25 protein-coding genes and 1 riboswitch are annotated in these 26791 nt (G+C 40.2%); of the genes, 19 read left to right on the top strand and 6 right to left on the bottom strand.

The window, feature by feature from the left end; all coding sequences use genetic code 11:
- Nucleotides 1–4: 4 nt before the first annotated feature.
- The gene (gene mgtE, locus N4597_RS08290) at nt 5–1369 is read left to right on the top strand and encodes a magnesium transporter (RefSeq protein ID WP_094130307.1); all 1365 of its coding nucleotides are present in this window, start codon (nt 5–7) and stop codon (nt 1367–1369) included.
- Between the two features lie 68 nt (nt 1370–1437).
- On the opposite strand, the gene N4597_RS08285 is transcribed toward mgtE, so the two are convergent.
- From N4597_RS08285 to N4597_RS08270, 4 genes are all read right to left on the bottom strand, one after another.
- Nucleotides 1438–2199, bottom strand: a complete 762-nt coding sequence (locus N4597_RS08285; RefSeq protein WP_260905274.1) for a 3-oxoacyl-ACP reductase — start codon at nt 2197–2199, stop codon at nt 1438–1440.
- Nucleotides 2195–2425: a DUF2829 domain-containing protein gene (locus tag N4597_RS08280; RefSeq protein WP_050611233.1), complete on the bottom strand. Its 231-nt coding sequence runs from the start codon at nt 2423–2425 to the stop codon at nt 2195–2197. The genes N4597_RS08285 and N4597_RS08280 overlap by 5 nt, the downstream gene beginning before the upstream one ends.
- Before the next feature lie 12 nt (nt 2426–2437).
- Nucleotides 2438–2920 carry a QueT transporter family protein gene (locus N4597_RS08275; RefSeq protein WP_050611232.1) on the bottom strand — a complete coding sequence of 161 codons (483 nt, stop codon included), beginning with the start codon at nt 2918–2920 and terminating at the stop codon, nt 2438–2440.
- Nucleotides 2921–2926: 6 nt separating this feature from the next.
- Nucleotides 2927–2971, bottom strand: a riboswitch (PreQ1 riboswitch).
- Nucleotides 2972–3067: 96 nt separating this feature from the next.
- Nucleotides 3068–4081, bottom strand: a complete 1014-nt coding sequence (locus N4597_RS08270) for a lactonase family protein (RefSeq protein WP_172573915.1) — start codon at nt 4079–4081, stop codon at nt 3068–3070.
- A 154-nt stretch (nt 4082–4235) separates the two neighbouring features.
- Here N4597_RS08270 and N4597_RS08265 point away from each other — a divergent pair, with 154 nt between their 5' ends.
- Nucleotides 4236–4586 (top strand): PTS glucitol/sorbitol transporter subunit IIA, encoded by a 351-nt coding sequence (locus N4597_RS08265; RefSeq protein WP_056976987.1) that lies wholly within the window; start codon nt 4236–4238, stop codon nt 4584–4586.
- Between the two features lie 54 nt (nt 4587–4640).
- Here the strand turns inward: N4597_RS08265 and N4597_RS08260 are convergent, their stop codons facing one another.
- Both N4597_RS08260 and N4597_RS08255 read right to left on the bottom strand, forming a co-directional pair.
- Nucleotides 4641–5912: a cation:dicarboxylate symporter family transporter gene (locus N4597_RS08260; protein WP_167589028.1), complete on the bottom strand. Its 1272-nt coding sequence runs from the start codon at nt 5910–5912 to the stop codon at nt 4641–4643.
- Nucleotides 5913–6124: 212 nt separating this feature from the next.
- Nucleotides 6125–7105 (bottom strand): GMP reductase, encoded by a 981-nt coding sequence (locus N4597_RS08255; protein WP_050611228.1) that lies wholly within the window; start codon nt 7103–7105, stop codon nt 6125–6127.
- A 190-nt stretch (nt 7106–7295) separates the two neighbouring features.
- Between N4597_RS08255 and N4597_RS08250 the strand changes: the two genes are divergently transcribed.
- The 17 genes from N4597_RS08250 to dltD all read left to right on the top strand — a co-directional run bounded on the left by N4597_RS08250 (nt 7296) and on the right by dltD (nt 26717).
- Nucleotides 7296–7805, top strand: a complete 510-nt coding sequence (locus N4597_RS08250) for an aminoacyl-tRNA deacylase (RefSeq protein WP_056976990.1) — start codon at nt 7296–7298, stop codon at nt 7803–7805.
- A 187-nt stretch (nt 7806–7992) separates the two neighbouring features.
- On the top strand, nt 7993–8505 hold the full coding sequence (locus tag N4597_RS08245) for a tRNA (cytidine(34)-2'-O)-methyltransferase (protein ID WP_050611226.1): 513 nt from the start codon (nt 7993–7995) through the stop codon (nt 8503–8505).
- A 117-nt stretch (nt 8506–8622) separates the two neighbouring features.
- Entirely contained in the window at nt 8623–10926 is a 2304-nt protein-coding gene (locus tag N4597_RS08240) for a DNA translocase FtsK (protein ID WP_260903384.1), read from the top strand.
- Nucleotides 10927–10939: 13 nt separating this feature from the next.
- Nucleotides 10940–12202, top strand: coding sequence for an EF-P 5-aminopentanol modification-associated protein YfmF (yfmF, locus tag N4597_RS08235; protein WP_260903383.1), 1263 nt, complete (start codon nt 10940–10942; stop codon nt 12200–12202).
- A complete protein-coding gene (gene yfmH / locus N4597_RS08230) occupies nt 12202–13497 on the top strand; it encodes an EF-P 5-aminopentanol modification-associated protein YfmH (protein WP_260903382.1) in 1296 nt (431 codons plus the stop codon). The genes yfmF and yfmH overlap by 1 nt, the downstream gene beginning before the upstream one ends.
- 7 nt (nt 13498–13504) lie before the next feature.
- Nucleotides 13505–14230: an elongation factor P 5-aminopentanone reductase gene (ymfI, locus tag N4597_RS08225; protein ID WP_101811123.1), complete on the top strand. Its 726-nt coding sequence runs from the start codon at nt 13505–13507 to the stop codon at nt 14228–14230.
- 111 nt (nt 14231–14341) lie between these two features.
- A complete protein-coding gene (locus tag N4597_RS08220; protein WP_172576561.1) occupies nt 14342–15265 on the top strand; it encodes a helix-turn-helix domain-containing protein in 924 nt (307 codons plus the stop codon).
- Between the two features lie 15 nt (nt 15266–15280).
- Entirely contained in the window at nt 15281–15874 is a 594-nt protein-coding gene (gene pgsA, locus N4597_RS08215; RefSeq protein WP_056976996.1) for a CDP-diacylglycerol--glycerol-3-phosphate 3-phosphatidyltransferase, read from the top strand.
- A 135-nt stretch (nt 15875–16009) separates the two neighbouring features.
- On the top strand, nt 16010–17260 hold the full coding sequence (locus N4597_RS08210) for a competence/damage-inducible protein A (protein ID WP_260903379.1): 1251 nt from the start codon (nt 16010–16012) through the stop codon (nt 17258–17260).
- 73 nt (nt 17261–17333) lie between these two features.
- The gene (gene recA, locus N4597_RS08205) at nt 17334–18416 is read left to right on the top strand and encodes a recombinase RecA (RefSeq protein WP_260903377.1); all 1083 of its coding nucleotides are present in this window, start codon (nt 17334–17336) and stop codon (nt 18414–18416) included.
- 174 nt (nt 18417–18590) lie between these two features.
- Nucleotides 18591–20156 carry a ribonuclease Y gene (rny, locus tag N4597_RS08200; RefSeq protein ID WP_089145028.1) on the top strand — a complete coding sequence of 522 codons (1566 nt, stop codon included), beginning with the start codon at nt 18591–18593 and terminating at the stop codon, nt 20154–20156.
- Nucleotides 20157–20306: 150 nt separating this feature from the next.
- Nucleotides 20307–22169, top strand: coding sequence for a monovalent cation:proton antiporter family protein (locus N4597_RS08195; protein WP_260903374.1), 1863 nt, complete (start codon nt 20307–20309; stop codon nt 22167–22169).
- 168 nt (nt 22170–22337) lie between these two features.
- The gene (locus tag N4597_RS08190; protein WP_089145026.1) at nt 22338–22484 is read left to right on the top strand and encodes a teichoic acid D-Ala incorporation-associated protein DltX; all 147 of its coding nucleotides are present in this window, start codon (nt 22338–22340) and stop codon (nt 22482–22484) included.
- 14 nt (nt 22485–22498) lie between these two features.
- Nucleotides 22499–24010, top strand: a complete 1512-nt coding sequence (gene dltA / locus N4597_RS08185; protein WP_260903370.1) for a D-alanine--poly(phosphoribitol) ligase subunit DltA — start codon at nt 22499–22501, stop codon at nt 24008–24010.
- Complete coding sequence (gene dltB, locus N4597_RS08180; RefSeq protein WP_260903366.1) at nt 24010–25206, top strand: D-alanyl-lipoteichoic acid biosynthesis protein DltB; 1197 nt, start codon at nt 24010–24012, stop codon at nt 25204–25206. The genes dltA and dltB overlap by 1 nt, the downstream gene beginning before the upstream one ends.
- 30 nt (nt 25207–25236) lie before the next feature.
- Entirely contained in the window at nt 25237–25467 is a 231-nt protein-coding gene (gene dltC, locus N4597_RS08175) for a D-alanine--poly(phosphoribitol) ligase subunit DltC (RefSeq protein ID WP_167589016.1), read from the top strand.
- Nucleotides 25467–26717, top strand: a complete 1251-nt coding sequence (gene dltD / locus N4597_RS08170; RefSeq protein ID WP_260903361.1) for a D-alanyl-lipoteichoic acid biosynthesis protein DltD — start codon at nt 25467–25469, stop codon at nt 26715–26717. Before dltC ends, dltD begins: the two co-directional genes overlap by 1 nt.
- The last annotated feature ends 74 nt before the right edge of the window (nt 26718–26791 follow it).

The raw sequence follows: 26791 nt of genomic DNA, 5'->3' as shown, positions 1-26791 counted from the left end.
CATCATGGTTGAAACAAATATGACAACACATGATAGAGAAATAGAGATTAAAGCACTATTAACCAAGCAAAAAGCGACAGCCTTTCGGGAGGCTTATTTAGATTTACACGTTTATGAGCAAGCACAAATTTTTGTAGACCTAGATAAGACTCAACGTGCGAGGCTGTATCGCTATTTAACCCCTGAAGAAGTTGGGGACATGTTTAATGCGATTGAAGAAGAGCCCCAAGATGTGGTTGGTTATTTCAAAGAGATGCCCTTGAAGTATGCAGGGGAAGTTATTTATGAAATGTATACGGATAACGCCGTAGATATTTTAGCTTATGCGGACCCACAGGATTTAAATGAATACCTACATCATGTGCCTCAAGAAGCTGCTAATGAGATTCGCGAGATGTTACATTATGAAGATAAGACGGCTGGGGCCATTATGTCTACTGAATACGTAGCTATCACCGCCAACCAAACAGTCCGTTCGGCTTTGCAGGTTGTAAAAAAAGAGGCCTTAGATGCTGAAACTATCTACTATATTTATGTGATTGAAGACGAAAATAAACTCCAAGGGGTCTTGACCTTACGTGATTTGTTGACTAATGATGACGACGTTTTAATCAGTGACCTCATGAATACTCCCGTTATGTCCGTTAGAGTTGATGAAGACCAAGCTGAAGTTGCCCAAACTATTCGGGATTATAATTTCTTAGCCTTGCCCGTAACCGATTTTGACGATACTTTGATTGGGATTATTAACGTCGATGATATCATTGATGTCATTGATGAGGAATCGGCAGAAGATTACTCTGGCTTTGCGGGGGTCGATGTTGAAAATACACCGGCTAATCCCTTTAGGGCGGCTTGGAGTAGGTTGCCTTGGTCTTTGGGCCTCTTAATTTTAGGCTTAGCCACAGCGGTAGTGATTGAACACTATCAAGCTTTGATTCAAGATGACAGTACCTTGATTATTTTCATCGCCATGATTATGGGGGCAGCTGGTAATGCTGGGACCCAGAGTCTAGCTGTGGCCGCTAGAAGGTTAACCAATAAGGAAGACGAGTCTGAAAGCTTTGGAAAGCTAATTTTGGCCGAGGTTTGGGCAGGACTCTTAGTGGGGCTAGCTTCCGGTTTAGTTTTTGCTCTGATTGCTGGTTGGTGGCAACATAACTACCTTTTAGGCTTAGTGCTAGGCCTAGCTTTGATGTTGTCGATTGCTACTGCTAATTTGTTAGGCTGTCTAGTTCCATGGGGCTTGGATCGGATTGGAATTGATTCTTCCGTGGTTCCTGGGGCTTTGATTGCCACCGTCAGTGACGTTTCGTCCGTGATATTATACTTTGGCTTAGTCCAGGTATTTTTGAAATGGATGGTTTAAACTAAAAATAGGCAAAAATAATGCCCGCAAACTTACGAGTAAATGTGAGTTTGCGGGCGTTATTGTGGTTATTTCACTAACCAACCACCATCGATTGGAAGTACGCTGCCGTGAATATAGTCGGCAGACTGGCTAGCTAAAAAGAGGCTAAGGTTGGCGACTTCTTCAGGGTTAGCCCAACGCTTGGCAGGGGTTGAGGCGGCAACTTCTTTAGCCATAGCCCCATCACCTGCGAAGTCAGCGGCATTCATCGGGGTGTTAATTGCTCCGGGAGCGATGCAGTTTGCGCGAATCCCGACTGAAGCATAGTCATAGGTTAATTGTTTAGTGTAGCCAATAATCCCGTGTTTAACGGTAGTATAAGCTGCCCCACCACCGCCAGCTACTAAACCAGCGATTGAAGCCATATTAATAATTACCCCGTGTTTTTGGCTTAACATTTGGGGTAAGACTAGGTTAGTTAAGATGAAGACAGACCGGAGGTTGGTTGCAATCACTTCGTCAAAAAAAGCTAGCGGGGTTTCTAAGCTAGGGCGGTAGCCATCTAAAATTCCGGCGGTATTTAACAAGATATCAATCCGTGAGCACTTAGCTTGGACTAACTTAACGAACTTTTCTAGCTGGTCTTCTTCTTTGACGTCAACTTGACTGAAGGAAAAATTACTGCCAAAAGTTGCCGTTAACTCAGTAATCTTGGCAGTGGTCTGTTTATCCAGCCCGAAAACTTGGCAGCCGTTAGTAAGAAAGGCTTTGGCCTGGGCATAACCGATGCCAGAGGCCACTCCAGTAATGATTACCACCTTTTTAGCCAGGTCAGGATAAGAGTTAATCATTGACTAGCTCCCAATCATCAGCCAAGACGTCACATGAAGTAGGCATGTACTGGGAGAGGCTAGGTTCTTCCTTAGTCTTAATCATAAGATAAGGATTAACTGCTTGGCCTTGATAAGTATCAGCGCTAACTACAAAAATATATTCTTCAAAGCCAGACCAGCCTTTGGTCCTAACGGCTTTTTTCCCCGCCTTTAGTTGGGGTAAAACTTCTTCAAATGTCATAAAAGCCTCCGTTTACTTACTTAGATCAATTCTAGTATTTAAAATCCAAACGATAACTGCTCCTAGTAAACAAGCCCCAAATTCACCTAAAGCAACGGTGAGATAAGTAAACCAGAATGGGGCATCGGTTAACAGGTAAAGTTCTAAAGCCACACTCCAACTCATGAGGGTGCAGATGATGACGGTAATAGCTAATTTAGCAGGAACCGATTTGACTTTTTTAGCTAAGAAGTAGCTAAGCCCAGTCATAACTAATGTTCCAAGTGAACCGAAGATAACGTCATAAACGCCCAATGGTGAGTTGAGGTTGGCGATGACACAGCCGATGGTTAAGGCCCAAACATAACGCTTGTTGAAGGGGGCAAGGTTATTTAGAAATTCGGAAATTCTAAATTGTACAGCCCCGTAGCTTAAAGGGTTAACCAAGGTGAGGGCTACGTAAATAGCCGCCACTACACCGGCTTTTACTAAATCAGATAATGTAAGTTTTTTCATGAAAAACGCTCCTTAGTTTTTTTTAGTGGGATAATTGCGAACCACTGTGTTAGTAAATAACGGCTATTATCATAGCAAATAAATATTCTCTAAGCAAGTAGAAAAAAAGCCCTAACTTTTGAAGCTAGGACTTTTTGGAAGTTACTTTTATTCGAAGCAAACACAGACGCCTTCTGGTAAAGCGATATCTGCTTGAAGTAAGGTTAGTTGCCCAGTGGTAGTATCACGTTCGTATAGGCTAGCATTATCGGTGTTTTGGTTAGCGACTACGACAAAGTGTTCACTAGGGTCGAGGGCAAAATCCCGCGGAAATTCACCGGCAGTTGAAATTAACTGACTTAGGGTTAGGCTGTGGTCTGCTTGAACTGTGAAAACTGCCAGGGAGTTGTGACCCCGGTTAGAAACGTAAACAAACTTACCGTCTTGTGAGCACCGGATAGCGGCAGCGCCGTTATGTTCTGTCCAGTCCGCGGGGATGGTCTTAAGTGCACCTAGATAGTCAAAGTGGCCATCATCATGGTAACGAAGAGTAGCTACCTGGCTGCTAAGTTCACCAACTAAGTAGGCATATTGTTTATTAGGAGCGAAGACTAGGTGACGTGGTCCAAAGCCGGCAGGGACTTTAAGGGCAGCTACTTCCGTTAATTTTCCAGTAGGAGCAACATCGAAGGTATAAACGGTGTCTGCCCCTAAATCAATGGCGACTAAGCGTTTATCAGGGGTTAAATCACTGTAATGCATGTGGGCGGCAGTCTGTTCGGGTAAGGGACCACTGCCGGTTTTGACAACCCTGTCCGCTAAGGTTAGCGTTTGGTCGGCGGCTAGTTGGTAACTAAGAATTTCCCCCTTATGATAGTTGGCACTGTACACTAATTGGCGGTCTTCGTCTAAGGAAACGTAACATGGGTTAGGGCCGTCAAATAAGACTTCATTATACAAGGCTTGGTTAGTAGCATTGTAGCTGGAGATTCCACCCAAAGTTTCCTGACTTGAAATGGTAAGTAAGGTCTTTTGGGGACTTAAGGTGAGGTAGGTAGGGTTTTGAACCTCTAAAAAAAGTTCGGGTTTGGATAGTGTCTTGGTTTCAGTATCTAGGAAAGCCCGGTAGATACCGTGGCTACTTTTTTTGGTATAAGTTCCGAATAAAACGGGTTCTTGCATAGAAATAACACACCTTTCGAATTGAATTGTCAACACTAATAGTATAGCATAAATGACAGCGATTTTTAATATTTGTTGGTACAAGTCTTAAAGGTGTAAGGAAGATGAATTTTATTGTAAAATAGAAGGGAAATAAAAAGTTGAGGTGGATAAGATGATTAAGAGTAAGATAACCTACATTGGTCCTAAAGCCGTCGATGAAAAAGATCAGATGTTGATTTTATTTGACGCCAGCGCTAGTAAGGAATTACGGGCGGTCTCGGTCATTCAAGAATTTGAGGGCCCAAAGGACTACGATTTAGCGGTAGGTAAGCAAGTGGTAATCGGTTCTAAAGCCTATAAGATTACTTATTTAGGTGATATGGTAGCAAGTAATCTATTGGAAATTGGCCATACGGTCTTACAATTCAAGGCTGTTCCTGACAGTCCCCAACATAACGCGGTTTACCTAGAACCCCAAGAATTACCTGATTTGGAATTGGGAATGGAAATTACTTTTGGCTAAGAGCAAGAAAAAAGCTTGAAATCATTGATTTCAAGCTTTTTTTAATACCAATGGTTATTTTTTAAAACTAGCGACGTAGCGGTCATGAGTTGCTTGGTTAAATTCATTTTCTGATTTACCGATCACCAAGGTAGCAGTCATATTACCGATAACGTTAACGACAGTCCGGCCCATGTCTACAAGCCGGTCAATTCCAGCAATCAAAGCGATACCTGAGGTAGGGATGCCGACTGTTCCGACCGTAGCTAACAGGACGACAAAAGATGCACCTGGTGTTCCGGCCATCCCCTTAGAAGTCAACATTAGCACAAATAACAAGGTTAATTGTTGACTTAAGCTAAGGTTGATATGATAGGCTTGGGCAACGAAAATTACGGCTAACCCTTGGTAGATTGCCGAACCATCTAGGTTAAAGGTGTAACCAGTCGGGATAACGAAGGCCCCGATTGACTGATCGACTCCAAGTTTAACTGACTTATCCATTAGTCTAGGTAAAGTAACCTCAGAACTAGCAGTGGTAAAGGCTAGGATTAATTCGTCTTTAACCACTAATAATTGCTCGGTAATTTTAAAGCCAAACAAGCGGGAAGTAATTCCTAAAATAACTAAAATGAAGAAAATCATGGTTGCATAAGCCATTAAGATGAAGAGGCTTAGTGGCTTAAGGGAAGCTAAGCCTAATTTCGCTACAGTTGCCCCAATCAAGCCGGCTACCCCAAAAGGAGCAACGTGCATAACCCAACCAGTAATTTTAAACATCGTTGCTGAAACTGCGTTTAGAAAATCAATGACGACCTGACCTTTTTCGCCAATGGAAGCAAGGCCTAATCCAAAAATTGATGAGAAGAAAACTACGGGAAGCATGTCGTTATTGCCCAGGGAAGCAAAAATATTAGTGGGAATAATTGACATCAAGACGGACCCAAGGTTAGCGTGGGTGGTCTTAGCAGTTTTTAAATAGGTTGAAATATCTGTTTTAGTTAGTTGATTTAAATCGACCATAGACCCCAAGTGAGCTAAGTTAGAAATTACCATCCCGATGATAAAAGCAATGGTTGAGAGGATTTCAAAATAAATTAGGGTTTTAACCCCAATTCGTCCTAGTTTGCGTAAGTCACCCATGTTAGCAATTCCAACAATTAAGCTAGACATCACGATGGGGAGCACCACCATCGAAATTAGGTTGATAAATGCATCACCTAAATTAGTGGCGAAGGTAATAAATTTAATGTTTTCATAAAAGCAGGCGCCTAAAATAATCCCAATAACAAGTCCTAATAGGATTTGCCATCCTAATGAAAGACGCCAAGATTTAATGCGTTTCATTCTCTTTCCCTCCAATTAATAAATACCAACTTATAATTTACCACAAAATAAAGCACATTTCACTAAATGTTGCTTTTTTAAAGGTTAATAGTTAAATTTTAGAAAAAAAGTTAGGGTTTAAGGCGTATTTAAGAAGGATGGAAGTTTGAAGTTCGCTAATAATAACAAGCCCCCATTCAGCTATGATAGCAAATGGGGGCTGAGATTAGTTTTTAGTAACGGTCGCCATTAAAAATTGAGTTTTTAACAATGACGTAATCAACTTTACGGAGGGCGGCTAGGGTTTTGCCACCAGCGTAGGAAATAGATGATTGTAAATCTTCATGCATTTCACGGAGGGTATCGGCAATGTGACCTTTATAAGGAAGTAAGAGCTTTTTACCTTCAACGTTTTTATATTCTCCCTTTTGGTATTGGGAAGCAGATCCAAAGTAGACCTTATATTTCTTGCCATCTTCTTCGATAATTTCTCCAGGAGTTTCATCGTGGCCGGCAAATAAAGAGCCAATCATGCACATGGAAGCTCCAAACCTAACTGACTTGGCAATGTCACCGTTAGTTCTGATACCACCGTCAGCGATAATCGGTTTACTTGCGGCTTTAGCACAGAGGCGGACGGCTGCAAGTTGCCAGCCACCAGTCCCGAAGCCGGTTTTAATCTTGGTAATGCATGCCTTACCAGGACCAATTCCGACTTTAGTTGCATCGGCACCAGCGTTTTCGAGTTCACGCACCCCTTCAGGAGTACCAACATTACCGGCGATTAGAAAGACGCCAGAAAGTTTCTGCTTGATATATTTAATCATGTCGATGACAGTTTGGGCATGACCGTGTGCAATATCAATTGTGATATACTCAGGCACTAGGTTTTGGGCAGCTAAGTCATCAATTAGTTGATATTCCTTTGGTTTAACTCCGACGGAAATAGAAGCAAATAGGCCAAGGCTATGCATCCGTTTCACAAAGTCAAGGCGGTCGTCTTCATCAAAGCGGTGCATAATATAGAAGTAACCATTTTGGGCTAACCAAATCGCTAATTTTTCATCAATGATAGTCTGCATGTTAGCGGGAACTACCGGGATGTTAAAGGTCATAGGGCCAAATTTGACTCTAGTGTCTACTTCGGACCGACTCTTAACAATACATTTATTAGGGATTAATTGAATATCTTCGTAATCAAATACTGGTGGCATAAAAGATCGCGCCTTTCTGTTATGAACTAAATGTTCGTTATTGGAAGTGATGAATTCTCACAAACAATGTAATAATACTGAAATGATAGAGCTAAGTCAAGGGATAAAACTTGCTATCTCAGATAATGTTCGTTATTTGACGTTAAAATAATAAAAACTTACAATTGGTAAAGAACTTAAAGTAAGCGAGATGAAGAAGATGGCAAAGAAAGCTAAGTTAAAGAAAACCAACGATGAGCGCATTTTAGACCAACATCACATCGAGTATGTTGAAACACATTTTGACTGGATTAATAAAGGAAAAGATGCCCTCGCAGAAGCTGCCACAATGGGGGTGGATCCTAAAAGTATTTTAAAGACGATAGTTTTACAGGCCAATAAAGATCCTAAAGATTACCTGGTAGTCTGTTTGCCCTTAGAATATGAACTAGATTTAAAGCTGGTTGCCCAACAGTTAAATAAAAAGCAGGTACATTTAGCGGATAATAAAAATCTTATCAATATCACAGGTTATGTTCACGGGGAAAATACCCCCATCGGAATTAAGATTAGAAAAGGCTTTCCAATTTATTTTGACGAACGGATTAAAGTTTTTGAAAAGATTGCTGTTTCCGCCGGTAAGATTGGACGGTCCGTCCTCTTAAAGCAAACTGACCTAGTAAAGTTAGTTGCAGGTGAATATATTCGGGTTGCAGAGTAAGTAATTTTTTGAAAAAACCTTGCCAAATGTAAAAGATAGTGTTAAGATATTTTCAAGAAATCGGTTGTTAGTAATTATCGGGAAACCGTTAGTTGCTAAGTAATTGTACTTCATTAACGTAGCTGTTCGCCGTGCCCACACCGAATGGTTACGCTTTTTTTATGCTTTTAGGAAGGAATTAGGATTAATGACTAATCACATTGCATTATTTGAACCACTAATGCCGGCTAATACTGGTAATATTGCGCGGACGTGTGCCGGCACCAACACGCACCTGCATTTAATTGAGCCCTTGGGTTTTTCAACGGATGATAAACACCTTAAGCGCGCAGGGTTAGATTACTGGGATAAGGTGGAAGTAACCTACCATAAAAACTTACCCGCTTTTTTGGAAACTATTCCAGATTTAAGTAAACTTTATATTGTATCCAAGTTTGCCAATAAGGATTATACGGATGTAGATTATCAAGATACTGAAGCTGATCATTACTTCTTATTTGGTAAGGAAACCACGGGCTTGCCAGAGCCATTCATGCGGCAAAATCCCGAAAAGTGCATCAGAATTCCACAAAATGATGCGAACATTCGGGCCCTAAATCTATCTAATACTGCAGCAATTGTCATTTATGAGGTTTTAAGACAACAGGGCTTTCCTAAGTTGGAGCGCACACACACTTACGAAAACGATAAGTTAAAATAAACTTAAAGGTGAGCTGACCTAAGAAGAATCTTTCAGAGGTTATGCTCGCCTTTTTATTAGCAAAACTCACTTTTTATAAGGTATGGTATAATTTTTAAGAAGAAAGGGGCGTTAGTAATGGCCAAATCACGTAGAAAGCCACACCCTAGGCGAAAAAAGAGCAAGAAAACAAAGCTAAAAATAGAATTATCACTTCAAGTCAGTGGTTTATGTTTTATCATTTTGGGAATTATCGGTCTGTTTAACTTGGGGTATGTTGGTACTTTGATGGGCAATTTTATCCGGATTTTTGTCGGGGATAGCTATCAATTGGGCTTGGGTTTGTTGATAATTTTGGGGGCTTACCTCGTTATTTTTAATAAACAGCCTAAATTAAAGTATAATTTGTGGTTAGGCGCTAGCTTGGTATATGGGGCCGCTTTATTGGCTTTAACTGCCTATTTTTTTGGAAAACTTGATATCCATGCCCATTTTATTAGTGTTACTTGGCAATACTTACAAGCCGACATTATTGACGCTAGTTTGGGAAGTTCTGTTGGTGGCGGAATTTTAGGGGCAAGTTTATATAGTTTAACCCACTTTTTAGTTGCCCAGTTGGGGACCTATATTCTCAGTAGTTTAGTAGGGGTTTTGGGCTTGTGCCTACTTTTTAAAGTTTCATTTACACAAGTTGTGGCTACAGTAGGTAAGTTAGGTTACCTAATTTTACAAGGGCTAGGCATAGTAGGAAATTTTATCAAGGAGCTGGTGCTTAAAGCTAAACCTAGTCTGGAAAAAGCAACCCTGCCTACTTTAAAAGCAAAGCAACCTGACCAAGAACAATTAAAAGAATCAAAGATAGTTGCAGCAGAATTAGAAAAGCCGGTGGCAACTAAGCCAAAGCCGGTAGTGGCAGATGAAGTCGAAGAGGTGTCAGTTTGGGATGAAGCCCCTACGCCAAGCGTTAAAGAAGAAAGTCCAAGTGAATTTACGGTGGAAAATCGAGTCAACCCTAACTACAAATTACCTGATTATTCACTATTGAGTGAAGTAGGTGCAACTGACCAGTCCAGTGAACGTAAAGCCATGCAAAAGAATAAGAAAATCTTAGAAGAAACCTTGGCCAGCTTTGGGGTTGATGCTAAGGTGGTAAATGCCATCCTAGGACCAGCCGTTACCAAGTATGAGTTACACCCAGCCATTGGGGTCAAGGTATCTAAGATTGTTAACTTAAGTGATGATTTAGCCTTAGCCTTAGCTGCTAAAGATTTACGGATTGAAGCACCGATTCCAGGAAAATCGCTCGTGGGAATTGAAGTCCCTAATCAAAACGTAGCAACGGTTTCCTTTAAGAGTATCATTTCTGCTCAAAAGCGGAACCCCAAAAAGCCATTGGAAGTTCCGTTGGGGCGGGACATTTCTGGCAATCTAGTTACAGCCGATTTAGCCAAGATGCCCCATTTGCTGATTGCTGGTTCAACTGGGAGTGGGAAGTCAGTGGCTATCAACGGCATTATTACCAGTTTATTAATGAACTGTACTCCTGACCAAGTTAGGTTAGTGTTGGTAGACCCTAAGAAAGTAGAATTGGGGGTATATAACGATATTGCCCACCTCTTGATTCCGGTGGTGACTAACCCTAAAAAAGCAGCCGGAGCTTTACAAAAGTTGGTTAGTGAAATGGAACGACGTTATGAGTGCTTTGCTGATACTGGCCAAAGAAATATCACTGGTTACAATGAGATGATTCAACGACAAAAGGCCGATGGAGTTGAAAGTGATAGTCAACCGATGCCTTACATTGTAATTATTGTTGATGAGTTATCCGATTTGATGATGACAGCCTCAAATGAGGTTGAAGATGCGATTGTCCGCCTAGCTCAGATGGCGCGGGCAGCAGGAATCCATATGATTTTAGCAACTCAACGGCCTTCGGTAGACGTTATTACCGGCTTGATTAAGGCAAACGTGCCGTCAAGAATGGCCTTTGCAGTTTCATCGGGGACGGATTCGCGGACGATTATCGACCAGTATGGTGCAGAAAAGTTACTTGGTCGTGGGGATATGTTATTTGCCCCAATGGGGAGCAATAAACCAACTCGAGTTCAAGGAGCTTATATTTCGGATCAAGATGTTGAACGAGTAGTCGAATTTGTCAAACAACAGCAAGAAGTTAGTTATGATACTAGTCTAGAAGTTAGCGATGATGAGCTGGCTGAAGGAGTAAATGGTAAGGACGAACAAGATGAGCTCTTTCAACAGGTGCTAGAATTTATTAGCCAAGAACAAAAATGTAGTATTTCATTATTGCAACGGCGCTTCAAGATTGGTTATAATCGCGCAGCTAGAATTGTTGATCAGTTAGCGGCTGCGGGAATGATTGGCCCACAAGAAGGAAGTAAGCCGCGGAAAGTATTTTTACCAAAACAAGAAGATAATTAGGGGGAAAAGAGCTTTGCAAGTACAAATAGTACCGGGGGTAACCCTAGATTTTATTGCTAGCAAACAGTTTAAAACTAGTAGAATTAACCTAACATTTGCAACGGCTGCTGTTTCTAAAAAGACGGTGGCTTTACGGACCTTGATTGCCAATATGTTAGAGGTAAGTAGTCAAAAGTATCCTAACCAAAAGGCAATTTCTGATCAACTAGCTTTTCTTTACGGGGCGACATTTGGAACTAGTGTTAACCGCCGGGGCAACCTACACCTAGTGAATTTTGAAATGCGGGTGGTTAATGATCATTATCTTAAAGAAAAGCAACAGTTGCTAACTGAAGCGATTAATTTTTTGCAAGAATTAATCTTCAACCCGTTGGTAACTAACCAAGCTTTTGACCAGACGATGTTTACTTTGCAACAGAAAAATCTAATTGCCTACCTAGAGTCAATAAAAGACAATAAGCAAGCTTATGCACTTCAAAAATTGCAGCAGGCTTACTTTGAAGATCCGGTCCACCAGATTCCACCTTATGGTGATAAGGAGAATCTGGCGGCTTTAACGGCGGCAGAGTGTTATGCTTACTACCAAGAAATGTTAGCTCATGATGAAGTTATTATTACCTTATCTGGTGATTTTGCTAGCGATGAGGTGCTAGCTGCAATAGCACAGTTAAAGTTTACTCCCCGAACGGTAGGTAAGTATCAACTAACCTACAAGCAGACAGCTAGGAATAAACTAGTGGCTTACGAAGAACAACAGGATTTGAATCAATCCAAGTTAGACTTAGCGTACCATTTTCCGGTGGAATATCGGGGCAAGTATCATTATGCGGCCTTGGTATTTAACGCATTATTTGGTGGTTCGGCCTTATCAAAATTATTTACAAATGTAAGAGAAAAGGCTAGCTTGGCTTATTATGCTAATAGTAGTTTTGATAGCTTAAGGCAGGTGTTATTTGTTCAAACCGGGATTCAGGCGGACAAAAAACAGCAAGTGCTGGATCTAATTGAACAACAGTTAGCTGCGTTAGTGGCTGGGGATGTTGAAGCTCAATTACTAGCTAATATTAAGCAGGAATTGATAACCGACTATGAAATTAGACAAGATTCCCAAGCAACGGCCTTGATTCAAGCTACAATGGATCAGCTTAGCCAAAGTAAGGTAACAGCTAGTGAGTGGAAAGCGGCAATTATGGCCGTGAGTGTGGCAGATGTTCAAGCGGTAGCAGCCTTGGCTAAGCTTGAGGTTAGTTATTTTTTAAAGGGGCAGATTAATTAATGGAAAAGATAGAATACCAACAATTTGGGGAAACCTTATACCGGGTAACTTTACAAAATGGATTACAAGTAAATCTTTTGCCTAAAAATGACTTCCACAAAACATATGGGGTGATGACGGCTAATTATGGTTCACTTGATAATACCTTTGTTCCAGCAAAAGATACTGAGTTTGTCAAGGTTCCCGATGGAATTGCACACTTTTTAGAGCATAAATTATTTGAAAAAGAAGACTACGATGCCTTTGAATTATTTGGTAAATATGGAGCGGAGGCTAATGCCTTTACCAGCTTTACTAAAACAAGTTATTTATTTTCGGCAACAAATAATGTTAAAAAATGCGTCGAAATTTTACTAGATTTTGTGCAACAGCCATATTTTTCAGAGCAAACGGTGGCCAAGGAAAAAGGCATCATTGCTGAAGAAATTAAGATGTACGATGATGACCCTAGTTGGCGTTTATATTTTGGGATGATAGGGAATCTGTATCCTAACACAGCCTTAAGCATAGATATTGCTGGGAGCGTTGAATCGATTGGTCAAATAACAACTGAGGATTTATATACTTGTTATCAAACTTTTTATCAGCCCCAAAACATGTCCTTATTTTTGGTGGGAAATTTTGATATCTATGAAATCTTAGCGACAATCGAGGCTAACCAGGCTCAAAAACAATTCCCCGCCCCCCAAGAAATTAAGCGCCCTAAACTAGAAGTTGATTCAAGTGGAAGTGACATTATTCCGTATAGGATGTTGGAATTAAATGTAAATCGACCTAAAACGATGGTCGGAATAAAAGGTTTGGACGAAGTTAGCACCACTAAAGCTGGGCTTAAGTACAAGCTAGCTGTAGAATTATTGTTATACCTTTTGTACAGTGAGTCAGCGCCAGAGTACTTAAAACTATATCAAGAGGGAATCCTGGATGATAGCTTTGGCTATGAATTTACATTTGAACGCGGCTTTCATTTTGCGGTGATTAGTGGCGATAGTGACCAACCCCAGGCTTTAAGCAATGCCATTATCGAAATTGCCGAGAATGCAGTCGGTTCTTTAAGTAACCGCCAAGCTGAATTTGAATTAGCTCAACGGGAATTTATCGGGCGTTACATTCAAGCGATGAATTCGCTGGAAGCAATTGCTAATCGTTATTCAGCGAACCTCTTTGAAGGGGCAACCGTTTTTGAACTTGTGCCAGTGATTGAGGAACTGACTTTAGAGGATATAATTGCGGTGGCTAAGTCATTCATAAAACCGGAGGCAATTAGTGTTTTCCAAATTTTACCGAAAGGATGATTATTAAGTGAAGTGGGCGTTGATTTTAGGGGCTTCTGGCGATATTGGCCAAAATATCGCTTATGATTTGGCTAAGAAGGGGTGGTCCTTGTACCTCCATTATTATCAAAATGAAACTAAGTTGATGAACCTCCAAGCAAAATTACAGGCCGACTATCCCAAGCAAGATTTTTTGAGTATCCATTATGATTTATGTGATAGTCACCACTTGGAACAAATTACCACTAATATTTTTTCTTTGGATGCAGTAATTTTTACCCAGGGGACAACCTATTATGGCTTGTTTCATGACTTGAAGGCCGAACAACTGGCGACTTTATGGCAGATGCAAGTTCAAACCCCACTACTGTTATTGCAAAAACTTGAAGAAAAACTTGCTCGTAGTGGGCAGGGGCGGATTGTTTTTATCGGTTCCGTTTATGGAGGAGCAGGGAGCGCGATGGAAGTTGCGTATAGTACGGTTAAAGGGGCGCTTTCTGCTTTTGCCTTAGCGTATAGCAAAGAGGTTGCGTCTTTGGGAATTACAGTCAATGTAGTAGCCCCCGGAGCGGTTGATACGCAAATGAACCAAGTCTTTTCAAAAGCTGATAAGGACAGTGTCAGTGCGGAAATTCCTACCGGTCGTTTTGCTGCCCCAACAGAAATCAGCTATTGGGTGTCAGCGTTATTGGCTCAAAAGGCAGGTTATCTTACAGGACAAACTATTTATGTTAGTGGTGGCTGGCTAAAGTAAGGAAAAGTTTAAAATTCTTTGGTAGTTGCTAAAAAAATAATTCAAGCTATGCTATACTAGCTTGTGGAACTTATTTTATATTTTTAATAGAAAGCAATGAGGCGTGGTTAAATGAGTATTGGACAAACTTTAAAAGATGCTCGTTCAGATAAGGGCTTAACCTTAGATGACTTACAACAAAATACAAAAATTCAAAAACGGTATTTGATTGCCATTGAAGAGGATAATTTTGCTGCTCTTCCAGGGGAGTTTTATGTCCGTGCGTTTGTTAAGCAGTACGCTGAGGCAGTTGATTTGGATTCTAAGGAATTATTGTTACAACTGGCTGAGCAAACTGGTAAAGATAAAGAAGCAACTCCTGAAGAAGTTGTGGATTCAAGGACTAAAAAGCGTAAATTAACGGAAAGTAATAAAGCCCCAAGCAAATTTGAAACACTCTATACTTATTTGCCAACAATTATTATTGTGGTCGTTGTAGTTGCTATTGTCGGGTCAATTTACTTTGTTACCCTTAATAATAAAAAGGCTGATGCACAGATTGATAGTAGCAGTTCTAAGGTGTCTGTTTCTTCAGATGTTAGTTCAACTACCAAAAAAGCAAGCAGTACCAAAAAGGCAAGTAGTGAAAAGAGTGTAAGTAGCGAAAAGAAGACTGAGGTTGCTACTAAGAAGGCTAAGTCAACTAAAAAGACTAGCAAAAAAACTAGCTCTAAGCAAAAAATCACTAGCACTCAAGTTGATGCGTCAACCTTTACTTATGAGTTAACAGGTTCAAAGGCTAAGACAACCATTAAACTTGGAGCAGATGCAACTGCTTGGATGGCGGTTAGTGCTAATGGAAGCCAACAATGGCAAGGAACCCTGTCTTCAGGGGCTTCACACACTGTGACTTTGCCAACTGGAACTGAGTCAATAACATTTAATTTAGGTAATTCCAAAGCAACCACTATCACGATTAACGGACAGAAGTTCAATTTCCTAAAGGAAGATGCAACCACTACCGTTCGGACAATTGTAATTAACGTCAAGGACTAGTAAGGGGAGAAAAAAATGAACTTACCAAATAAGTTAACGATTATGCGTATTATTTTGATTCCAATTTTTATGTTGGTGCTGTTGTTACCGCTAAATTGGGGGCAGGTTAACGCTTTGGGAACGCCAATCCCGGTTACCCAATTATTGGGGGCAATCATTTTTGCGGTGGCGTCAATTACAGACTTTGCAGATGGACAAATTGCTAGAAGACACCACCTTGTCTCTAATTTTGGTAAATTTGCCGATCCTTTGGCCGATAAAATGCTAGTAATGACAGCATTTATTATTTTGGTAGAAATGGGTAAAGTTCCTTCATGGGTGGCAGCTATCATTGTTTGCCGGGAATTAGCAGTTACTGGTTTGCGCTTAATTGTGGTAGAAAACGATGGCCAGGTAATGGCGGCTGCGATGCCAGGAAAGATTAAAACCTTTACCCAAATGTTTGCAATCATCTTTTTATTCTTAAATAACGTCTTGTTTGCAAATATTGGCTTCCCAATCGGACAGGTACTTTTATATATCTGCTTATTCTTTACGGTTTACTCAGGGTGTGATTATTTTTACAATGCCCGGTTTGTCTTTGCCGATTCATTTAAGAGTGGCAAGTAATAATTAATGGTCGAGAAATTAATTTTTCTCGACTTTTTTAAATTAATTAGCTCTTTTTTGCGTATATTAAATATAGAGAAGAAAATAGACTTATGTGTTATAGTAATGTTAATTAATAGTAAGTGAAGTGATAAAATGCATGCAGAAATAATTGCAGTAGGAACAGAAATATTATTAGGCCAAATTATTGATACTAATACAAGGTTAGTCGGTCAGGTTTTAGCCGATTTGGGGATAGATGTCTATTACCAAACCGTGGTTGGCGATAACGAAGTTAGGATGAGAGCTGCGATTGATTTGGCGGCTAAACGAAGTGACCTAGTGATCCTTACTGGGGGCTTGGGACCAACTAAAGACGATTTGACTAAGCAAGTTGTTGCAGCTTATCTAGGTAAGCAGTTAGTTGAAGATGAAGCGGCCATGCTTAAGATTAAGCGTCACTTTGAAATTAGTCAGCGCAAGATGACGGCTAACAATCGCTTGCAGGCCCTTTATATTGAAGGATCCAAGCCGCTTGCAAACGAAACGGGGCTAGCCGTGGGTGACTTTTATCAAGCTGAGCAGGGACCTGATTTTATGTTGCTACCGGGACCGCCAAGTGAGTTAAGACCAATGTTGTTTAAGGTCGCTTTACCCTTGCTAAAACAAGCTTACCGACAAGACCAACTTTTAAGTTCAAGGGTACTACGTTTCTTTGGTATTGGGGAATCGCAATTAGCTAGCCAGTTGGATGATTTAATTGAAAATCAAACTAACCCAACGATAGCACCTTATGCTAAGGATAATGAGGTTACTTTGCGGTTAACGGCCAGTGCTAAAAACGAACAAGAAGCGCAGGCCTTACTTGATGGGCTAGAAAGTAAAATTGCTAAGCGCTGTGGTCAATATTTATATGGCTATGGTGATGATAATAGTTTAGCCCAAGTCGTAATGACTAAGTTAATAGAAAAACACCTAACCATAACAGCGGCAGAAAGTCTAACAGGTGGTCAACTTCAAGCGGCGCTAACAAGTATTCCCGGTGCTTCGCAAGCCTTTATGGGAGGCTTTGTCACCTATGCAAACTATGCTAAGGAAAAATTGTTAGCTATTCCAGCGGAGGTCATTGATAAGCATGGGAGCGTTAGTGAACAGACTGCGATTTTAATGGCTGAGCAAGCTAAACAAAAGCTAGGAGCCGATGTGGGGGTTAGTTTGACTGGGGTAGCTGGTCCTGATAGCTTAGAGGGGCAACCGGTGGGGACCGTTTGGATTGGAATTGCTTATCGAAATAAAGCTGGTTATGCCCAAAAATTCCATTTCCCAAGGCAGAGAAAGTATGTGCAAGCAAGAGCGGTGCTGACTGCCTTAGATTTAGTCAGAAAAGAATTGTTAAGCGAAAATTAGTTCTTTTATGCTTGCAATTTATCACCAAACTAATGTATGATTAAAGAAAAGATTGAGCTAAGGAGGTATCTTTGTGGTAGCTGATGAAAGAAAAGCTGCGTTAGACGTAGCTTTAAAAAAAATAGAGAAGAATTTCGGTAAGGGTTCAATTATGCGAATGGGTGAAAAAGCTGATACGCAAATTTCAACCGTATCTAGTGGTTCTTTAGCCTTGGATGAAGCCTTAGGAGTCGGTGGTTATCCTCGAGGAAGAATTGTTGAAATTTATGGGCCTGAAAGTTCTGGTAAAACAACGGTAGCCTTGCACGCGGTGGCTGAAGTTCAAAAAAATGGTGGGACTGCCGCTTATATTGATGCTGAAAACGCACTTGACCCAGCTTATGCAACTGCTCTAGGGGTAGATATTGATCAACTCTTGTTATCACAACCAGATACGGGGGAACAAGGGCTAGAAATTGCCGATGCCTTGGTTTCTTCCGGTGCAATTGACATTGTGGTAGTTGACTCAGTAGCTGCCTTGGTACCTCGGGCCGAAATTGAGGGAGAAATGGGTGATTCCCACGTAGGGCTGCAAGCACGATTAATGTCGCAAGCATTGCGCAAGCTATCCGGGACTATCAATAAAACTAAGACCATCGCCTTGTTTATTAACCAAATTCGTGAAAAAGTGGGGATTATGTTTGGTAACCCTGAAACAACTCCAGGGGGAAGGGCTTTAAAATTTTATTCCACTATTCGTCTAGAGGTAAGACGGGCTGAACAAATTAAGGATGGTTCTGAAATTATTGGGAACCGGGTTAAGATAAAGGTTGTCAAAAATAAGGTTGCGCCTCCATTCAGAATTGCCGAAGTTGACATCATGTATGGGGAAGGTATCTCCAAGACTGGTGAATTAATTGACATGGCCGTCGAAAAAGACATTATCAATAAGAGTGGGTCTTGGTTCTCTTATGGCGAGGAACGAATTGGTCAAGGCCGTGAAAATGCTAAGAAATACCTCTTAGAACATTCAGAAATGATGAATGAGATTTATCTCAAAGTCAGAAAGGCATATGGGATTGCTGATGCCGATGAAGAGGCACAATTAGAATTGAAACTTGGCGATAAGCAAGACAAGCCGGATGCTAAGGAAAAGACGGCCAAAGATAAGAAATAAATGAAGGATATAGTAGGAACCTAGCTGTTTCTACTATATTTTTTTGCGACAAAAACAAGGTATGAACTTATTTATGTTGACATTGGCCCGTTAAAAACATTAAAATATTCTTGTGTGTATAATCAAACAAATATAATTAGTTGTAAACATTAATTGACGTCGGAGGTGCAAATTTTGAGTTCTATTATTGTAATCCCCGCCGTCGCTATTATAACGTTGTTACTTGGTTTTGCTGGCGGAATTTGGTATCGAAAGCGGCACTATGAGGAAAAACTTGATCAAGCTACTCAAACCGCAGCTGGAATTTTAGCACAAGCACGTAAAGAGGCGGATGCTGAAAAGAAGGAAGTGATATTGGAGGCTAAAGAAGAAAGTCACCAATATCGCAGTGAAGTAGAGAGTGAATTAAAAGAACGTCGTTCAGAGATTCAAAGACAAGAAAATCGTTTATTACAAAGAGAAGAATTATTGGATCGTAAGGATAATGGCCTTGAGAAACGTGAAAATGTAATTAGTAAACGAGAAAAGCAATTAGATGTTGAACAACAAAAAATAGTTGCCAAGCGCAATAAAGTAGATTTGTTAGTAGAGCAACAGCAAACTAAACTCGAAGAAGTGGCTGAACTGACCCAAGACCAGGCAAAGGAACTTATAATTAAGGATACACGTGAAAAGCTTAGTCATGACCTAGCAGTAATGGTTAAGGACAGTGAAGCAGAAGCACAAGCTAAGGCTGATAGAATTGCTAAGGATTTAATTTCCCAGGCAATTCAACGTTCGGCTGCAGATATGGTTTCTGAAACGACAGTTTCTGTGGTTAACTTACCTAATGAGGAAATGAAGGGCCGGATTATCGGGCGTGAAGGTCGAAATATTCGGACTTTAGAAACCTTAACGGGAATTGACCTAATCATTGATGATACACCAGAAGCAGTTGTTTTAAGTGGGTTTGACCCTGTCAGACGTGAAATAGCTAAGATGACCTTGGAGAAATTAATTCAAGACGGACGTATTCATCCTGCCCGTATCGAAGAGATGGTAGAGAAATCCACTAAAGAAATGGATGCCAAGATTCGGGAGAAGGGTGAAACAGCTATTTTTGACTTAGGCTTGCATTCAATGCACCCTGATTTGATTAAGACTGTTGGGCGCTTGAATTATAGGACTAGTTATGGGCAAAATGTTTTAGACCATTCTGTTGAAGTGGCTAAGATTGCTGGTGTGTTAGCAGCCGAACTAGGCGAAGATGTTACAATGGCGAAAAGAGCGGGATTATTACACGATATTGGTAAAGCGGTGGATCATGAAGTTGATGGCTCACACGTGGAAATTGGGGTTGAATTAACCAAGAAGTACCAGGAAAGTAAGACGGTAATTAATACGATTGCTTCGCATCACGGAGATGTTGAACCAGAGTCAGTAATTGCTGTGCTAGTAGCAGCTGCAGATGCAATTTCAGCTGCACGTCCTGGTGCACGGAGTGAATCTTTGGAAAATTATATTCACCGTTTAGAAAAATTGGAAAATATTTCTAATGAATTTAACGGAGTCCAAAAGAGTTATGCTATTCAAGCAGGGCGTGAAGTCCGCGTAATTGTTAAACCTAATGAAATCAGTGATTTACAGGCTACATTGTTAGCTCGGGAAATCAAGGAAAAGATTGAAAATGAGCTTGAATATCCGGGCCACATTAAAGTGACTGTTATTCGCGAAACAAGGGCGATTGAATATGCGAAATAAAAAGAGCTGTAATTTTGCGCTTTGGCAAAATTACGGCTTTTTGATTTATAGCTAAAGTTATTTCCCGGGAAATAGGCTGAAATATTTGCCCGCTAACTCAAGCTAGTATAAAATGGACTTAATTTGAAACGAGAGAAAGGACTTTTAATTATGGATTTTTCCTTGGTATTAGTGACCTTGGCGGCCTTTGCAACGCCAATGATTTTGTCACGGTTTAAAATTGGCATTTTACCTACCTCGGTGGCAGAAATTATCGTCGGGATTATTTTAGGTAAAAGTGCACTTAATATCGTCCATACGGGACCGTTACTGTCATATGCCTCGACCTTTGGGGTATTATTATTGATGTTTCTTAGTGGGATGGAAATAGATTTTAGCTTGTTTAAGAAAAGTGCTGGTCCACAAACACCACTGGCTAAGAAAAAGGCTAACCAAGAACCGACGGTTTCACCGTTAAAGGCAGCAGTGGGTGCATATATACTGGCTACGGTTACAGCTGTAATTTTGGCCTTGGTATTTCATGTTACCGGCTTATTTAGTGATATTGGGTTAGCTACAATCTTATTCATGACGGTTTCTTTAGGGATTGTTATTTCGTTATTGAAAGAAAACGAATTACTTAGTCGCCCCTTTGGCCAAGCAATCTTATTGTTTGCCGTTTTGGGAGAAGTCGTGCCTATGCTATTGCTAACCCTTTATTCGTCCTTGGTAGCGGGGGATGGCGCTAGTATTTGGTTGATTTCAATTCTCTTCATTGTGGCGGCCTTCTTATTTAGGAAATTTCGGTCATTCTTTACTTTTTTTGACACCATTAATAAATCGACCACCCAGTTAGACATTAGGTTGGCGATTTTTGTGATTATTATGTTAGTGTGGATGGCCGAAAAGGTGGGAGCTGAAAATATCCTCGGGGCCTTTGTGGCAGGAATTGTTTTTAAGTTGTTACAACCTGCTGAGGATACGGAACAAAGGTTAGATTCAATCGGGTATGGTTTTTTAATTCCCTTCTTCTTTATTATGACGGGAGTGAAATTAGACATTCCGGCCCTACTAACCTCGCCAACTACCTTAGTACTGATTCCGCTCTTCTTTTTAGCTTATGTGTTGGCCAAACTACCAGCTTACCTAGCTTTAAGAAAATACTTTAGTTCTAAAAATGCACTGGCGGGCTCGTTTTTAGCTAGCACAACCATCACCTTGGTGTTAGCAACTTTAACCGTAGCTGAGGAATTGAAGGTAGTAACTGCGCAACAATCAGGCGCGTTCTTACTGGCTGGCTTGCTAACATGCATCATCAGTCCCTTACTATTCAACAAACTTTATCGTCCTGAGCCAACAGATAAGAAAAAGACCAAGGTGCACTTTATTGGGGCTAACTTAGTGACGATTTCTGCAGCCCAACAGTTAAGCCAAAGTTGGTATGAGGTAGATTTATATACAGATAGTCAGAAGAATTATACTACTTACGATTCTGAGGCTAATGTTCACTTATTGACTAGGATGGACAAAGCAACCGCGATTGCAAGTGGTGCTTTTGATACGGATATTTTAGTCTTAGGTCACGTTAATTTTGACATTAACTACCAACTTGCTTTGGCGGCTAAGGAATATGGGGTAGAGCGAGTAATTGCACGCCTAGATAATCCAGATCCAGTAATTAACTCCCAGCAGGAAGCTGAATGTGAAAAACAAGGGATAGAATACTACAGTAGCTTTGATACCAGGGTTGGTATGATGAGATCAATGATAGAATCCCCATCCATTATGCAGATTTTGACTAGCGGGGATGCCCGTCTGTATGAATTAACGGTTAATAATGCTAAATTTGATGGCTTAGAACTTTATAAGTTACCATTTATCGAAGAAATCACTATCAGTCGGATTTTCCGCAATCATAAATCAATCGCGCCACATGGTTCTACGCGCATTCAATTGGGCGATCACATTGTCTTTTCTGGTAGCCGGGAATTAGTGAGTCAGGTTAGAGCTACCTTAGAAAAACTAAACGAATAAGGTTTTGAGAAGTTCCACGTAAACATTTTTTACGGGGAGCTTTTTTATTAGTTACCGCAGAACGTAAATATTCGTTAAAAAGAGTTTAAAGTTTGTTTATTGTAATACCTTTGTAATAGTTCTATCCTAAAAAGAGTAAATGAAGCTTTAATGCAAAGGAGCATTTTAATGCAAGAATTAAAAAAACTATGGCATAATTCAGTTTTCAACTTTATTATGCGTACTATTTTTTATTTTGTTATTTTGTTAGGCTTAGTTTATTTGTACAGTTACAGTGGAATTAATCAACCACACTTTATTTATAATGAATTTTAAAGAGGAGTCAGATTATGAATTTAATTGAGCAAATAGATTTGTGGGCTCAAAATGAACCTACACGCTTAGCTTATGATTACTTAGGGCAAGAATATACTTACCAACAATTAAAACAAGCCTCTGACGCAGTGGCGCATAAGTTACTAACAATGAACTTGAGCGCTGGTCCCATTATGGTTTATGGTGGACAAGAATTTGCCACGTTAGCTACTTTCTTGGGGTGTGTTAAGGCAGGTCATGCTTATATTCCGGTAGATTCACATTCACCTAAGGAACGACTAGAAATCATCAATCAAATTGCCCAACCCGTCGCTTGTGTGAAGGCGGAAGAAGTTGAATTGACAGTGGAGATTCCTGTAATTGAACCAACCGAACTAGAGGTAATTTTAAAGCAGATAGTAGCGCCGATTGCTAAGAAACATTATGTAAGCGGGGCAGAAAATTTCTACATTATCTTCACTTCGGGGACGACTGGTTTACCTAAAGGGGTTCAAATAAGTCATGATAACTTAGTGAGTTTTGTGAAGTGGATGCAACTGGATTTTGGCTTGGAGTCAGGAGCAACTTTTCTTGCGCAAGCTCCATATTCCTTCGACTTATCGGTAATGAGTATCTATCCAAGCTTAAGCATGGGTGGTAAGTTAGCAGTCTTACCTCGACAAATAACCGATAATTTTAAGGAATTATTTGCGACCTTGCCCAAATTATCATTGGACGCCTGGGTTTCAACTCCTTCCTTCATGGATATTTGCTTAATGCAACCAACCTTTGACCAAGAACATTTACCTGCACTGAAGACATTCCTATTTTGTGGAGAAGAGTTGACCCACAAGACAGCGGCAATGTTGAAGCAACGCTTCCCTGCGGCTAAGATTTATAATACTTATGGTCCAACGGAAGCAACGGTGGCAATTAGTGCGGTTGAAATTTCCCGGGAAATTTTAGATAACTATGGGCGCCTACCTATCGGTTATGTTAAAAGAGAAAGCGAAATAGTGTTAGTGGATAACGATTTGCAGCCTGTTGAAGTTGGTCAACCAGGAGAAATCTTATTACTTGGGCCAGGGATTTCTAAGGGGTATCTTAATAATCCAGAAAAGACAGCTCATGCCTTTGTTGAATACCAAGGAAAAGCAGCCTATCGGACGGGGGATTTAGGACAGTTCGACGATCAAGGGCTTCTCTTTTATAAAGGGCGGTTAGACTTCCAGGTTAAAATGCATGGTTTTAGAATTGAGTTAGAAGAAGTTGACCATCATTTAGACAAGGTATCTCTAATTAATCAAGCTACCACGGTGCCTAAATACGATAAAGACCATAAGGTAAATCAATTAATTGCCTACGTGGTTGCCGAAAAAAATGACTACCCAACTGAATTAGCCCTAACCCAAGCGATTAAAAAGGAATTAGCAGAGACAACTTTGAATTACATGATTCCGCAAAGGTTTAAGTATGTAGATTCATTACCGTTAACCATGAATGGGAAGATTGACCGCAAATCATTGATGCAAGAGGTCAATAGCTAATGCCAAACTTACAACCATATGCTAATCCAGTTTATTTTGTTTACTTACTCTTGGGGCTTGCTCCCATTGTAGTCGGTCTGCTGTTGGGCAAAAGGTGGCGCCTATATGAAACGGCAATTTCGCTAATATTCTTATTTTTAATCTTTGATGCCGATAAATGGCAGCAGGGAGTGGCACTGATAATTTATGTACTCTTTGAAGTCGGATTAATTTTTGCCTACCTAAAGTATCGCCGCAAACACAATCAGACGTGGGTCTTTGTTTTGACTGTTTGCTTGGCAATTCTCCCCTTGGTAATTGTTAAAGTAACGCCTGCGATAATGGCGGGGAGAAATTCGCTTTTGGGCTTTTTAGGAATCAGTTACCTAACCTTTAAGGTAGTTGGAATGATTATGGAAACTAGGGATGGAATAATTAAGGAATTAAAGTTATTAGAAGTGTTACACTTTATTTTGTTCTTCCCAACTATTTCTTCCGGTCCAATCGATCGTTACCGGCGCTTCATCAAAGATTATCGCCAAATTCCAAGCCAAAGTAAGTACCTGCAGTTGCTTGAAAAGGCAGTGTGGTATTTGTTTTTAGGCTTTCTCTATAAGTTTTTACTGGCCTACTATTTTGGGAGTGTGTTGGAACCTCGAGTAGCACACTTGGCTTTAATTCACGGGGGCTTTTCTAAATACCTAGTCGCTTATACCTACGTATACTCAATGGATTTATTCTTTGATTTTGCAGGTTATAGCTTCTTTGCGGTTGCGACTAGCTACCTAATGGGGATTGAAACTCCGATGAACTTTAACCAGCCGTTTATTTCTAAAAATATCAAAGAATTTTGGAATAGGTGGCACATGACCTTGTCATTTTGGTTTAGGGATTATATCTACATGCGCTTAGTCTTTTTCTTGATGAAAAAGAAGTTAGTTAAAAGCAAGATTACGTTGGCCAATTTAGGTTACCTAACCCTATTTTTAATAATGGGCTTTTGGCATGGGTTAACTTGGTATTATATCGTTTACGGGTTATTTCATGCTAGCGCCATTATCATCTGTGATATGTGGTTACGGTTTAAAAAGAAGCACCAAGCACATATTCCAAGTAATTGGCTAACTAAGTATATCGGAATATTTGTAACCTTTAACGTTGTTTGTTTTAGTTTTTTGATTTTCTCAGGTTTTCTAGATAAACTATTTTTTAAATAATTAATTTTTGAACAAAGGAAGTAATTTAAGATGAAAGATACAGTTTTAGATATTTTGGCAGATTTAACAGGTAGCGAAGAAGTAAAACAAGATTTAGACATTAATTTGTTTGACAACGGCTTGTTGGATTCAATGGGGACAGTTCAAATGTTACTCGAATTGGATAATCAATGTGGTATTCAAGTGCCAGTTTCTGAATTTGAACGTAGTGAATGGGACACTCCTAACAAAATTATTGCGAAAGTAGAAGCTATGAAATAATGAGTTTGAAAAAGAGACTATGGCTAATCTTAGGACCAGCAGTAATTGCTATCGTGGCGTTATTGCTTTTCATGGTAACTCCCTATAAGTTAAAAGTGAATCAAGAAGTCTTGCCTGGAGCAGCAATTTCTCAAAGTGCTAATATTTTCAAGGGGAATGCAATTAAACAGGCGGCTTTGTCTGAGAATTACGTTGCCTTTATGGGCTCATCTGAATTGTCACGGATGGATCCCTTCCATCCTGCAGTTCTAGCGGCTAAATATAAGCGCCCTTACCGGCCATTCTTGTTAGGAGCGGCAGGTTCTCAGTCCCTATCTCATTTTTTTGCAATGCAAGGAATTAACTCAGAAATTAGCCATAAAAAAGTTGTCTTTGTCATTTCCCCCCAATGGTTTACAAAACAGGGAATTGATAAGAATGCCTTTTCTTATTACTATTCAAACTTGCAAGCAGTTACCTGGTTGAAAACAGCTAAGCCAACTGTGATGAATAGGCACGCAGCTAAACGCTTATTGATGATGCCATCTGTTCACTCGGATGAAAGAATCGCACATGCCGTGGATACAATTGCTCAAGGGCAAGCTTTGAGTAAAGGTCAGCTGACATATGTTAAGCTAAAGTATAATGAGTTAAGTAGGGAAGACGAATTGTTCTCCAGTTTGCATATGAATTTGCGGACCCAAAAACTAGCCAAGGCGGCTAAACAATTACCGGCTGAGTATTCTGTTGAACACTTAGATAAACTGGCGATGGAAATTGGTGAAAAGAAGACAGGCAACAATCCTTTCCGCATCAGTGATAGATTTTGGAATAAGCGGCTCAAGGATAATTATCGGCAGCTAAAGGGCAGACAAGCTAAGTTTAACTACTTAGCCTCCCCTGAGTATAGTGATTTTGAATTAGTTTTAAATCAGTTTGCCTTAGATAAAACGGACGTATTGTTTGTCATTCCCCCTGTCAATAGACAATGGTCTCAGTATACGGGCTTATCTTTAAAGATGTTAGCCCAATTTGATAATAAAATTAAGTACCAACTTCAAAGTCAAGGTTTTAACAATATTGTTGACTTGTCTAAAGATGGGGGCGAAAAATACTTTATGCAAGATACGATTCACTTGGGGTGGCGTGGTTGGTTGAAATTAGATCAAGCTGTTAAGCCCTTCTTGACTAAAAAGCAACCTGCACCAAGTTATCGGATTAATGATTATTTCTATAGCCAAAAATGGCAAAATCTGCAAGGGGATTATTAAATTAATGAAGCTAGCCAAGGTTTCTTGGTTGGCTTTTTTGGCAATTAAATTGAGAAAGGAAAGACTATGTTGTT

Origin of the sequence: Ligilactobacillus agilis, from assembly GCF_025311475.1 — a bacterium.
GTDB classification, from domain to species: Bacteria; Bacillota; Bacilli; order Lactobacillales; family Lactobacillaceae; genus Ligilactobacillus; species Ligilactobacillus agilis.
This window is presented reverse-complemented; position numbering and strand designations above follow the sequence as displayed.